The sequence below is a fragment of the Bacillus sp. REN10 genome (assembly GCF_016820555.1).
In the GTDB taxonomy this organism is placed as follows: domain Bacteria; phylum Bacillota; class Bacilli; order Bacillales; family Domibacillaceae; genus Bacillus_CE.
Window position 1 is genome coordinate 229,103 of the sequence record NZ_JADHDW010000002.1, and the last position, 12,433, is coordinate 241,535.

Annotated in this window: 14 protein-coding genes and 1 other annotated feature; all 14 genes read left to right on the plus strand. The window is 38.6% G+C overall.

Going from position 1 to position 12,433, the window contains the following annotated elements; genetic code table 11:
- Positions 1–97: 97 nt before the first annotated feature.
- The 14 genes from murG (at position 98) to IRB43_RS04475 (ending at position 12,126) form a co-directional block, all read left to right on the plus strand.
- Positions 98–1,195 (plus strand): undecaprenyldiphospho-muramoylpentapeptide beta-N-acetylglucosaminyltransferase, encoded by a 1,098-nt coding sequence (gene murG / locus IRB43_RS04410; RefSeq protein WP_203362227.1) that lies wholly within the window; start codon positions 98–100, stop codon positions 1,193–1,195.
- A 152-nt stretch (positions 1,196–1,347) separates the two neighbouring features.
- Positions 1,348–2,130 (plus strand): cell division protein FtsQ/DivIB, encoded by a 783-nt coding sequence (locus IRB43_RS04415; protein ID WP_203362228.1) that lies wholly within the window; start codon positions 1,348–1,350, stop codon positions 2,128–2,130.
- 307 nt (positions 2,131–2,437) lie between these two features.
- Positions 2,438–3,727, plus strand: a complete 1,290-nt coding sequence (gene ftsA / locus IRB43_RS04420; RefSeq protein WP_203362229.1) for a cell division protein FtsA — start codon at positions 2,438–2,440, stop codon at positions 3,725–3,727.
- 39 nt (positions 3,728–3,766) lie between these two features.
- Entirely contained in the window at positions 3,767–4,921 is a 1,155-nt protein-coding gene (ftsZ, locus tag IRB43_RS04425) for a cell division protein FtsZ (protein WP_203362230.1), read from the plus strand.
- Between the two features lie 258 nt (positions 4,922–5,179).
- Positions 5,180–6,106, plus strand: coding sequence for a sigma-E processing peptidase SpoIIGA (gene spoIIGA, locus IRB43_RS04430; protein WP_203362231.1), 927 nt, complete (start codon positions 5,180–5,182; stop codon positions 6,104–6,106).
- 48 nt (positions 6,107–6,154) lie between these two features.
- Complete coding sequence (gene sigE, locus IRB43_RS04435; RefSeq protein WP_203362232.1) at positions 6,155–6,874, plus strand: RNA polymerase sporulation sigma factor SigE; 720 nt, start codon at positions 6,155–6,157, stop codon at positions 6,872–6,874.
- Between the two features lie 353 nt (positions 6,875–7,227).
- On the plus strand, positions 7,228–8,004 hold the full coding sequence (gene sigG, locus IRB43_RS04440) for an RNA polymerase sporulation sigma factor SigG (RefSeq protein WP_203362233.1): 777 nt from the start codon (positions 7,228–7,230) through the stop codon (positions 8,002–8,004).
- A 101-nt stretch (positions 8,005–8,105) separates the two neighbouring features.
- A complete protein-coding gene (locus IRB43_RS04445) occupies positions 8,106–8,378 on the plus strand; it encodes a YlmC/YmxH family sporulation protein (RefSeq protein ID WP_203362234.1) in 273 nt (90 codons plus the stop codon).
- A 71-nt stretch (positions 8,379–8,449) separates the two neighbouring features.
- On the plus strand, positions 8,450–9,274 hold the full coding sequence (pgeF, locus tag IRB43_RS04450; protein WP_203362235.1) for a peptidoglycan editing factor PgeF: 825 nt from the start codon (positions 8,450–8,452) through the stop codon (positions 9,272–9,274).
- A 5-nt stretch (positions 9,275–9,279) separates the two neighbouring features.
- Positions 9,280–9,951 (plus strand): YggS family pyridoxal phosphate-dependent enzyme, encoded by a 672-nt coding sequence (locus IRB43_RS04455; RefSeq protein ID WP_203362236.1) that lies wholly within the window; start codon positions 9,280–9,282, stop codon positions 9,949–9,951.
- 18 nt (positions 9,952–9,969) lie between these two features.
- A complete protein-coding gene (locus IRB43_RS04460; protein WP_203362237.1) occupies positions 9,970–10,401 on the plus strand; it encodes a cell division protein SepF in 432 nt (143 codons plus the stop codon).
- 8 nt (positions 10,402–10,409) lie between these two features.
- Entirely contained in the window at positions 10,410–10,673 is a 264-nt protein-coding gene (locus tag IRB43_RS04465; protein ID WP_203362238.1) for a YggT family protein, read from the plus strand.
- Positions 10,674–10,740: 67 nt separating this feature from the next.
- Positions 10,741–11,514 carry a YlmH family RNA-binding protein gene (locus IRB43_RS04470; protein ID WP_203362239.1) on the plus strand — a complete coding sequence of 258 codons (774 nt, stop codon included), beginning with the start codon at positions 10,741–10,743 and terminating at the stop codon, positions 11,512–11,514.
- Positions 11,515–11,616: 102 nt separating this feature from the next.
- Positions 11,617–12,126 carry a DivIVA domain-containing protein gene (locus IRB43_RS04475; protein WP_203362240.1) on the plus strand — a complete coding sequence of 170 codons (510 nt, stop codon included), beginning with the start codon at positions 11,617–11,619 and terminating at the stop codon, positions 12,124–12,126.
- Between the two features lie 51 nt (positions 12,127–12,177).
- Positions 12,178–12,403, plus strand: a binding site (T-box leader).
- Positions 12,404–12,433: the final 30 nt, after the last annotated feature.

Genomic DNA, 12,433 nt, shown 5'->3' on the forward strand with positions numbered 1-12,433 from the left:
TAAGAAAATGTAGTATGATAGTAAAAGCTTTGTAGAAGAACTTTTGTTGAAAATATTAATATTTGAGATGACATATATTAATTTGAGGTGAAGGTAGATGAAAATTGTGGTTAGTGGAGGGGGAACTGGAGGTCATATTTATCCAGCTCTTGCTCTTATTCGAATGATAAAAGAAAAGCATCCTGACACATCCTTTTTGTATATTGGGACGGAAGCTGGATTGGAATCTAAGTTAGTTACAAGAGAAAATATCCCTTTTCGAACAATAGAAATCACTGGTTTTAAGCGTTCTATATCAATGGAAAATGTAAAAACGGTGATGCGCTTTCTAAAAGGAGTGGGTGAATGCAAGAAGATGTTAAAGGAGTTCGCTCCAGATGTTGTGATTGGAACAGGCGGCTATGTGTGCGGTCCTGTTGTATATGCAGCTTCTAAACTTCGAATTCCAACGATTGTTCACGAGCAAAATAGCGTCCCAGGCTTAACGAATAAATTTTTGAGTAAATATGTCGATAAGGTCGCTATTTGTTTTAAGGAAGCGGAAGCATTTTTTCCAAAGGAAAAGGTTGTGCTGACAGGAAATCCGCGTGCTTCAGAAGTAGCAAATGCGAAATCGTCTGGCATTTTAAGCGATTTTCATTTAACGAAGGATAAAAAAACAGTGTTAATCTTTGGTGGAAGCCGGGGGGCGCGTCCAATTAACGATGCTGTTATTCAAGCATTGCCAATCCTCGCCGATCGAACGTATCAAGTCCTTTATATTACTGGCGAAGTTCATTATGAAAAAGTGAAATCGGCAATTGAGAAAGTGGGCAAACCAGAAAATGTAGCCATTGCTCCGTTTATTTATAACATGCCTGAAGTGCTGGTTGAAAGTGATTTAGTCTTATCGCGGGCTGGGGCAACGACATTGGCTGAATTAACGGCTTTAGGTGTGCCAAGTATCCTCGTCCCGAGTCCTTATGTGACCAACAATCATCAAGAGAAAAATGCCCGCTCATTAACGGATCATCAAGCGGCTATCTTGTTGCATGAAAAAGATTTAACAGCAGAAACGTTAATCAAGCATTTAGATGGTATATTGTTAGATGAGAGCCAATTACAAACGATGAAGCAAGCTGCTGAACAGTTAGGAATTCAAGATGCATCTGATCGTTTATATAAAGTGATGCATGAGCTAGCGAGCAAACGTTAATTATAAGTTTAATGAGCATACGAACTGAATTTAATGCTTTCTCTAACTAATTCTCCTATACATGATGAATGTTTGCACGGTAGAATTTAACATAAGATGAGGCGTGTCGCTTCAATTTTTTATTAACAGTCCGTTTTTCGGGAGGAAAAGGCATGGAAAAGGGAAAGATCATTTCAATTGAAGATCGAATTCCGAAGTTGAAAGAGTTGAGAAAACGGAAAACGAATCGGCGCCTTGTTAGTATCGTTTCGTTCTTTTTTCTCATTGTCATCATCATCGTCTATTTTCAGTCTCCCCTCAGCCGAGTAAAACAAATTGACGTGGTTGGCAACCGCCTGTTATCTAAAGCAGAAGTGATTGAAAAGAGTGAGATTTATGAAGGCAGCAGTGTGTGGCGGATAAACAAGCGTCAAGCCGCTGAACAACTGGAAAGAGATCCAAAAATAAAAGAGGCAGCAGTCACTTTCTCCTTCCCTAACAAGTTAGTGATTGAAGTGAAAGAACAAGCTAAACTTGCTTATTTGTCAAAAGGGAGAAAGTTTTATCCGGTTCTTGATAATGGTACAGTTTTAAAGACAGCTACAGTGTATACATTAGATGAACTGCCGATCCTTCACGGATTTAAAGAAGGGAAAATGCTAGATAAGATGATGAAATCTTTAGGAGATCTGCCAGAGGAAATTAATCATTCCATCTCTGAAATTTATTATACTCCTAAAAAAACAGACTCTTATCACATACAATTATTTATGAATGACGGGTTTGAAGTCTCTGCCTCCCTGAAGACTTTTTCTGACAAGATGGTGTATTATCCATCTATCGTTAGTCAATTAGATCCTAATATTAAAGGGGTTATTGATATCGAAGTTGGCTCTTACTTTAGAGCTTATAATGCTAAAACGAGTGATCAAGAAGAACAGACACTTCCTAATTAGTAAAAGTGAATATTTTCCGCTTGCTACAAACATAACTTTATCTGTTCTTCCTCTTTAATTGAGCGAAGTTTGGCTTTTCTCCATTTCCATCTTAGTGTAGACTTGTAATTAACAGTTGTTCTTTTAGAGGGGGAAAATAGTCATTGCATTTTCTGCAAGATAAAAATGAAAAAGGCTGAAAAAACCCTGAATATTAAAAGGGAAAGTTGTTAAAAATGACGAATACTCTCTATATAAAAAACAATGATGAAGAGGGATATTGTTGTTCGATCAAGGAGTTTTTTGGAGGTAAAGGAGGTGCCAAAGAATGAACAGCAATGAAATTTTAGTTAGCCTTGACATCGGTACATCCGCCATAAAGGTCATTATTGGAGAAATGGTTAATGATTCTTTAAATATTATCGGTGTTGGGAATGTGAAATCTAAAGGGATTCGCAAAGGTTCTGTGGTGGATATAGATGAAACTGTTCATTCCATTAAAAAGGCAATTGAACAGGCTGAAAGAATGGTTGGTATGGAAATTAAGCAAGTGATTGTGGGCATCGCTGCCAATCATGCACTCTTGCATCCATGCAACGGTGTTGTAGCTGTATCTAGTGAAAATAGAGAGATAACAGATGAAGATATTATTAGAGTAATGGATGCTTCTCAAGTGATGTCTATTCCTCCTGATCGTGAAATTATTAATGTCATTCCAAAGCAGTTTATCGTAGATGGCCTAGATGAAATTACGGATCCAAGAGGAATGATTGGGGTTCGTTTAGAGATGGAAGGTATTATTGTAACAGGCTCTAAAACATTCTTACATAATACATTACGTTGCGTAGAGCGAGCTGGTTTAGAAATTATGGATATTGTGTTTCAACCACTAGCTGCTGGGGAAATTGCATTATCAAAGGATGAGCAAAATCTCGGAACCGTTTTAGTGGATATTGGCGGAGGTTCTACAACGGTTTCCATCTTTAATCAAGGCTATTTAAAAGGAGCAGTTGTGTTTCCTATTGGCGGCGATCATATTACAAAAGATTTATCGATCGGTTTACGCACTTCAACCGAGGATGCAGAGCAAGTGAAGCTAACTCGTGGTCATGCTTTTTATGACTTGGCATCTGAAGAAGAAGTGTTTAGTGTTCCAATTATAGGTAGTGATCAACATCAGCAATTTAACCAACTTGAAATTTCTGATATTATTGAGGCTAGGTTAGAAGAAGTATTTGAGATGGTCATTGAAGAATTAAGACATCAAGGAGTTCATGATGTGCCTGGTGGGTTCGTTTTAACTGGGGGGACATCTGCTATACCAGGTATTCTAGACTTAGCTCAAGATGTATTCCAAAACCGCGTTCGGGTGGCTATTCCGGATTATATCGGTGTACGAGAACCACAATATACAGCAGCAGTTGGTTTAATTAAGTATGCGTATAAAAATGCTAGATTACAAGGAAGAGATGTAAGCACAACTTTAGAACCGATGAATGCGCCTGAAACGAGGCCAAAAGAAGCCCCTCAGCCAAAGAAGATAAAACCAGAGAAAACAGAAGATCAAAAATTGACTTCGAAAGTAAAAAAATTCTTCGGCTACTTTTTTGAAGAATAGTCACCATAGAGAAATAACGACGAATTAGGAGGATTTGTCATGTTGGAGTTTGATACTAATTTAGATTCATTAGCGACGATTAAAGTTATCGGTGTCGGTGGCGGCGGAAACAATGCTGTAAACCGCATGATTGAACATGGTGTTCAAGGGGTGGAGTTTATTGCTGTCAATACGGATGCGCAAGCATTAAACTTATCCAAAGCAGAAATAAAAATGCAAATCGGTTCAAAGCTGACGCGCGGACTTGGTGCGGGTGCGAACCCTGAAGTGGGAAAGAAGGCAGCGGAAGAAAGCAAAGAGCAAATTGAAGAGGCATTACGCGGAGCGGATATGGTATTCGTTACAGCAGGAATGGGTGGGGGAACAGGAACTGGAGCAGCCCCTGTGATTGCTCAAATCTCTAAAGATCTTGGAGCATTAACAGTTGGTGTTGTGACACGCCCTTTTACTTTTGAAGGCCGCAAGCGTGCAACACAAGCAGCTGGCGGAATAGAAGCAATGAAGGCTGCAGTTGATACGTTAATTGTTATTCCGAACGATCGTCTGTTAGAAATTGTTGATAAGAGCACGCCGATGCTTGAAGCCTTTAGAGAAGCAGACAATGTTCTTCGTCAAGGGGTACAAGGTATTTCCGACTTAATTGCTACTCCAGGATTGATCAATCTTGACTTTGCTGATGTGAAAACAATTATGTCGAATAAAGGATCTGCCTTAATGGGAATTGGTGTAGCTTCCGGTGAAAACCGCGCAGCGGAAGCAGCTAAAAAAGCAATTTCTAGTCCATTGCTTGAAACATCTATTGATGGTGCACAAGGTGTGATCATGAACATTACTGGCGGTACGAACTTAAGTTTATATGAAGTTCAAGAAGCGGCTGACATTGTAGCCTCTGCTTCTGATCAAGAAGTGAATATGATCTTTGGATCTGTCATTAACGAGAATTTAAAAGATGAGATTGTGGTAACCGTGATTGCAACTGGGTTTAAAGAGTCTGCTCTGCAACAGCCAAAGCAGCCACGTAGTGGATTTGGTCAAACAAAGCCGCAACAAGCACCGGTTTCTCCAGTCCCGAAGCGAGAAATGAAGCGTGATGAGCCTATCCAACAGGAGATGCCAACAAGACAGCCTTCCCAACCGGTGGAAGATACCCTTGATATCCCAACCTTCCTTCGCAATCGCAATAGACGCCGATAACACGATAAAGTTTTATTAATAAATACTTTATAAATGATGGAAAAGAGTAGTCCGAAAGGTGCTACTCTTTTCTTTTTATTATAGGATATTAGTTGTAATTTTGCAATTTTTAACCAAAATTTATTTGACAAACTTCGAAAACTTACATGAAAAACTCTTCTTTTTCTCCTCCGAATTATGACAGACTTCTAGTGTCGTGTCCTTTATACTTGAATCAATTCAGTTGCTAGCCATTAATTTGCTAAAAGGAGGGACGGTATGACCCTTTATTTAGATGCCTTATGGTTGTTAAATTTTTTAGCAGATTGTTTATTGCTCTGGATGAGCGCCATATTTTTAAAGCGTTCAGCTAAGTGGTATCGTCTAATTTTAGGCGGGCTACTCGGATCTTTGAGTGTTTTTTTTATCATAAGCCCTTGGACTGAATTTACTGGACATCCTCTATCTAAATTGGCCTTATCTATCGGTATGGTACTTGTCACATACGGTTTTAAGCGTTGGAAATTTTTCTTTGCTAATTTAATGGCTCTTTATTTTTCAACTTTTTTGACAGGGGGTATGCTTTTAGGTGCTCATTATTTTATTCAATTCGATATGCAACTAGAATCTGACATGTTTTTAGCGGGTTTACGCGGGGTTGGCGATCCGGTTAGCTGGATATTTGTGATGTTTGGTTTTCCGTTGGCGTGGTATTTTGCGAAAAATAGAATGGAGGATTTTCAAACAGCTCAAATACAATATGATCAGTTGTTAGAGGTCGCTATTGAAATTAATGGAGTAGTTTTAAACGTGAAAGGTTTAGTAGATACAGGCAATCAATTACAAGATCCGATTTCGAAAATGCCTGTTATGTTCGTATCAACACAAGGATTAGAAGATCAATTGCCAACTGAAGTGATAGAAGGGGCGAATCAGATAGAACGGTTATTCACGGATGAGTTAGGTCTGCCGAGTGAGTGGATGGACAAGATGAGAATCATTCCTGCCAAATCCGTTGGTAAAGCTCAACAGCTACTGCTCGCTTTTAAGCCGGATAAGGTACAAATAAGCAATGGACATAAGCAAATTGAACTAAATAAAGTATTAATGAGCTTTACGGCAGTACCATTATCTTCAGATGATCAGTTTTCGTGTATTTTACATCCGAAAATGGTTCTTCCCCTTTCTTATGAAGAAGTTTCTTAAAGCGGTTTCATTCCATTGATATAAATTTATTAAGAGGGAGGTCACTTTATGAAAAGTCTACGGATAAAAATGACCTATTACTGGTATCGGTTACTGATTAAATTAGGGTTAAAGACGGATGAAATTTATTATATTGGCGGCAGCGAAGCTCTTCCACCACCTCTTTCAAGAGATGAGGAGGAAAAACTGTTATCTAAGCTCCCGACTGGAGATCAAGCGGCTAGAGCCTTGTTGATTGAAAGAAATTTGAGATTAGTCGTCTATATTGCGAGGAAATTTGAAAATACAGGAATTAATATTGAAGATTTAATTAGTATCGGAACAATTGGATTAATTAAAGCAGTGAATACATTTAATCCGGAAAAGAAGATTAAACTGGCTACGTACGCTTCCCGTTGTATAGAAAATGAAATCTTAATGTATTTAAGAAGAAATAATAAAATTAGATCGGAAGTTTCTTTTGATGAACCGTTAAATGTAGATTGGGACGGCAATGAATTATTACTCTCAGATGTGTTAGGTACGGAAAATGATATTATTACGAAAGATATTGAAGCGGGCGTCGATCGAAATTTATTATTCAAAGCGATGGAGCAGTTATCGGACAGGGAGAAACAAATTATGGAATTAAGATTCGGTTTAAGGGGCGGTGAAGAGAAAACCCAAAAAGATGTCGCTGATCTTCTTGGAATTTCGCAATCATATATCTCCAGGCTAGAGAAACGAATCATTCATCGACTTCAAAAAGAGTTTAATAAAATGGTGTAGAGAAAAAGGGCGGTGTTTCTTTATCTTCAGCTTGAGGCGCTATCGGCTCGAGGTCAAAAGGTAAGTCGACCAAAAGGTTAACAAACAACCTTTCAGTCGATTTGCCTTTTGTTTGTCGTCGATGAACGAGTGCCTTCCGCTTTTTGAATGTCTAGCTCGAGATGCTAGTGGTCTTCCCCCTTCCTCCTTGCGATAAGTCAGCATCGATTTACTAGCGTTTTAACTCATGCGGATTGCTTCAGTCCCTACGTCCCTAAACAGCGCTTTCTGCTTTTCTTTTGATGCATAGTTTTCTTTTTGCAGGGGGATACTGTGGTTGTACAGCAGTTCCTGCAAGGAGGGGATTTTTCATAATGGCACGTAATAAAGTTGAGATTTGCGGTGTGGATACTTCGAAACTCCCTGTATTGAAAAATGAAGAAATGAAGGTGTTATTTAAGCGTCTTCAGGCGGGAGAATGGTCAGCGCGTGAGACACTTGTCAATGGAAATTTGCGGCTTGTGCTGAGTGTAATCCAGCGCTTTAATAATCGCGGCGAATACGTCGATGATTTGTTTCAAGTAGGCTGTATTGGTTTGATGAAATCTATAGATAATTTTGATTTAAGTCATAATGTTCGATTTTCTACTTATGCAGTACCGATGATTATTGGTGAAATTAGAAGGTATTTGAGGGATAACAACCCGATAAGAGTTTCCCGTTCTTTAAGGGACATTGCTTACAAAGCGTTGCAAGTGAGAGAAAGAATCATGACGGAAACGTCTAAGGAGCCGACAGCAGAAGAAATTAGTAAAGAGCTCGGCTTAACAAAAGAAGAAGTGGTCTTTGCGCTCGATGCTATTCAAGATCCAGTGTCCTTATTTGAGCCGATCTATAACGATGGTGGAGACCCGATATTCGTGATGGATCAATTAAGCGATGAAAGTCACAAAGATACGAACTGGATAGAAGAAATTGCGTTAAAAGAAGGGTTAAAACGGTTAAATGATCGTGAAAAAATGATTATTCGTAAACGGTTTTATCAAGGGAAAACACAAATGGAAGTGGCAGATGAAATCGGCATTTCACAAGCACAAGTGTCTAGGCTTGAAAAGGCAGCGATTAAACAAATGAATAAGAATATTAATTAATTATTTCCGTTTGACTCTTAAGCGACTTACGCAAGAAGAGTCTTATTTTTTTGTGTCCGCATATAATGAAAACAGTAAATATATGAGCAGGGGGCAAACAAGTGAGTAGAATATCAGAATTCCAGCTAAAAGACATTGTCAACGTTGCCAACGGAAAAAAGCTTGGAAATATTACAGATATTCATTTGAATTTGACAGCGGGCACGATTGATTCCATTGTGATTAGCCGAGGCGGCAAGATGTTTGGCTTTTTTGGAAAAGAGGAAGAAATCGTTATCCCATGGCCTCAAATTGTTAAAATAGGAGAGGATGTCATTCTCGTTCGCCATTCTACGGCTGCTCATTCGACAGAACCACCGTCAAAAGAGGAATAATTTCTTTTTTCCTTGACGTGTCTCACGTCATTTTATGTTAAACTAGAGGAAAATAATCGGGAGTCGAAAAAATGAAGGAACCATTTGTTTCTATTCATAAAAGCGTCTATGTAATTAAAGAATGGCAAGACCGCTCTCCTGGGCTTGTTGCTGGTTTCACCACAAAAGAGGGAGGAATGAGTGGTGCAGTCTTTAAAAGCTTGAATATGGGGTTTCATGTCGGAGACTGTGTGGAGCATGTATGTGAAAACAGGCAGCTTTTGAGTAAGACTTTAGATTTTCCGGTATCCAGCTGGGTAGGAGCTGTTCAGACACACGAAGACCGAATTGTAACAGTGGGTGAAAAGGATAAAGGAAAAGGTGCACTCGATTATCAAACAAGCTTCGAAGCGACAGACGGTTTTTTTACAGATGAGAAAGGGATATTGTTAACATTATGCTATGCTGATTGTGTGCCTCTTTATTTTTTTTCAAATAAGTTTAACCGAATAGGTACTGCACATGCTGGCTGGAAAGGAACAGTGTCTGGCATCGGGTTGAAGATGGTGAAGAAATGGGAGGAAGAAGGTATTCCCCTTCAAGAGATCGAGGTTGTAATTGGACCATCGATATGTGGAGATTGCTATATTGTTGATGATTATGTTATCGACAAAGCGCGTCAGTGGGAGGAGTCCAATAATGCGCTGTTTTATGCTCCTGTTGACGGAAGAAAAAGCAATTACCATTTGTCCCTGCAGCAGCTCAATAAGTTAATTTTGATGAAAGCGGGTATTCCGCAAGAAAATATTCAAATGACTCATTATTGTACAAGTTGTCATAGTGAATTCTTTTCTCACCGCCGCGATCTTGGAAAGACAGGGAGAATGATGGGGTTCATTGGTTGGAAGGAGAAATAAATGTTATGAAAGTAATAGATAATTTAAAAGATATTCAAACCACAATAGAGGAAGCTTGTCGAAAAGTGGGCAGAAATCGCGATGAAGTTAAATTGATTGCTGTGACAAAATATGTATCCACTGAACGAGCTCAAGAAGCATTAGAAGCAGGAATTGTTCATCTCGGCGAAAATAGAGATGAAGGATTGCTGAAAAAATGGGAAGTATTAAAAGAAAAACCGGTTTGGCATTTTATCGGTACTTTACAAACGAGAAAAGTAAAAAATATTATTGATCATGTCTCATACATACATTCTCTTGACCGCTTATCGCTTGCAGAAGAAATTAATAAGCGAGCGAGCCATCCGATGAATTGTTTGATTCAAGTCAATGTATCTGGAGAAGAATCGAAGCATGGTCTGCTTCCGGAAGAGGTGATTCCTTTCGTCGAGCAATTAGCTAAATTAGAGAATGTACATGTGTGCGGATTAATGACGATGGCGCCTTTAACGGAAGATGAAGATGTATTGCGAAGCTGCTTCAGGCAATTAAAGCAGCTACAAGAACAGGTACAGCAGTTGAATGTAAGTTATGCCCCTTGCCAAGAATTATCAATGGGAATGAGTAATGACTATGCAATTGCCGTTGAAGAAGGAGCAACTATGATTCGGATCGGTACGGCTCTTGTTGGTGAATAGAGTCCGGGAGGTGGAAGGATGGGAATCAAATCTAAATTTAAAGCGTTTTTTCTTTTGGATGATGAGGACTATCAATTAACGGAAGAAGCAGATACAACAGAATACGAAGAAGCGAAGCAGCCTAAGTCTGCCAAGAAAAATGTGGTGAGTTTGCAAAGTGTACAAAAGGCTTCAAAAGTCATTCTTTTTGAACCAAGAGTATTTGCAGAGGCACAGGAAATTGCTGATCATTTAAAGAATAGAAAAGCGGTTATTGTGAATTTGCAACGTATTCAACATGATCAAGCGAAGCGAATAGTTGATTTTTTAAGTGGGACGGTCTACGCTATTAGTGGGGAAATTCAACAGTTAGGTCCGAAGATCATTCTTTGTACCCCTGACAATGTGGAAGTGTCAGGGAATATATCGCAATTCTTACCTGAGGAAGACATTGATAATTCGAGGTGGTAATAAATAATATGCTAATTGTCGTTGAACTTTTAATTAGAGCTATTCAACTTTATTCTTGGGCATTAATTATTTATATTTTAATGTCTTGGTTTCCAAATGCACGAGGAACGAGCATTGGGCAATTTCTAACGAAAATATGTGAGCCATATTTAGAGCCGTTTAGAAAAATTGTTCCACCGCTTGGCATGCTTGATTTATCTCCACTTGTCGCGTTCTTAGTGCTAAACTTAGCGACAAAGGGACTGTATCAATTAGCGATGTGGATGATTTAATCGTTATGACTGCAAAAGGAGGGAGAAATTGGCCTCCTTTTTTGCATCGATCGAAGGAGTAAAGATCATGTCCATTTATCAACATTTTCGGCCAGAAGAAAAAGAATTTATTGACCAGGTTCTACAATGGAAAAATGAAGCAGAACAAATGTATGCGCCTAAGCTAACAGATTTTCTTGATCCTAGAGAACAAGAAATGGTCCAAGCAGTTGTTGGGAGTCAAGGAGAAGTAAAGGTCGTTTTCTTTGGCGGAGCTGCGAATACAGAAAGAAAACGGGCACTCATTACACCGGAATACTTTTTTCCTGAAGAGGAAGATTTTCAGGTTGCTTTATATGAAATTTCTTATCCGGAAAAATTTACATCCATTCAGCATTCACAAATATTAGGAAGTTTAATGGGGGTTGGATTGCGTCGCGGAAAATTTGGCGACATTTTAACAGACGGTCAGCGGTTTCAATTTTTGGCGGCAAAGGAAGTCAGTAACTACATTGAATTAAATGTCAGTCATATCGGAAAAGTAGCTGTTCAGTTGCAAGAAAAAGCACTAATACATGCATTGACAACAAAGGAAGAATGGAAGGAAATTCATACTACGGTCTCGTCTTTACGGCTTGATGCGATCGTTGCAGCTTTATCCCGTTTATCGCGACAAAAAGTCCAAACTTTCATCAAATCAGGTATGGTAAAAGTCAATTGGAAAAAAATTGAGGACCCTGCGTTTGAATGTGCAGCAGGAGATGTCTTTTCTGTTCGAGGAATAGGTAGGAGCAAATTCTTAGCAAATGAAGGAAAAACAAAGAAGGAAAAATGGCGGATTACATTAGGTATTTTGAAATAAATTATAAAAGTTTCACAATTTTTATCACAAGTGCTTAAAAAACCATTATAATATGTAGCATGATAAAAAAGTTGATTTGAGATCTGTAGTGGAGGTGGGCTAATGCCTTTAACGCCGTTAGATATACATAATAAGGAATTTAATCGAGTGTTCCGCGGATATGATGAAGATGAAGTAAATAGCTTTCTCAATCAGATTATTAAAGATTATGAATTGATCATTCGAGAGAAAAAAGAGCTAGAAGAACAGCTCTTAGCGCAAACAGAAAAGCTCAATTACTTTGCTAATATTGAGGAAACGTTGAATAAATCGATTGTGATTGCTCAAGAAACTGCTGAAGAAGTGAAAAGAAATGCGCACAAAGAAGCGAAGTTATTAATTCGTGAAGCTGAGAAAAATGCTGATCGTATTGTAGATGAGTCATTATCAAAAGCAAGAAAAATTGCTATTGAAATTGAAGAATTAAAAAAGCAGTCTAAAGTGTTCCGCACACGCTTTAAAATGTTAATGGAAGCTCAATTGGATTTACTAAGTAATGATGATTGGGATGCGTTAATGGATTTTGAAGTGGATGAAGAGGAATTAGAAAAGCTAAGTGAAGAAAGTGTCTGAGCTTGACGTAACCATGTTCAGTTTCTATAATTGAAACATTATCAATTATATATTCATGCGATGATAGGGAAAGTACATGTCTATGGCTTTTTTTAGCGAACTAGGGATGGTGGAAGCCTAGTAAAAGCAGGAAATGGAAGATCACCCTGGAGCCCTCAACCTGAACAGCTGCGTTTAGTAGGGAAGAGCGAATTATTCACGATACGAATATTCAAGTGAACGAGTCAATTGGCTTGTTAAGCAGGGTGGTAACGCGGGAAACCTTCTCGTCCCTTTTTATGGGATGAGAAGGTTTTTTTACTTTCCA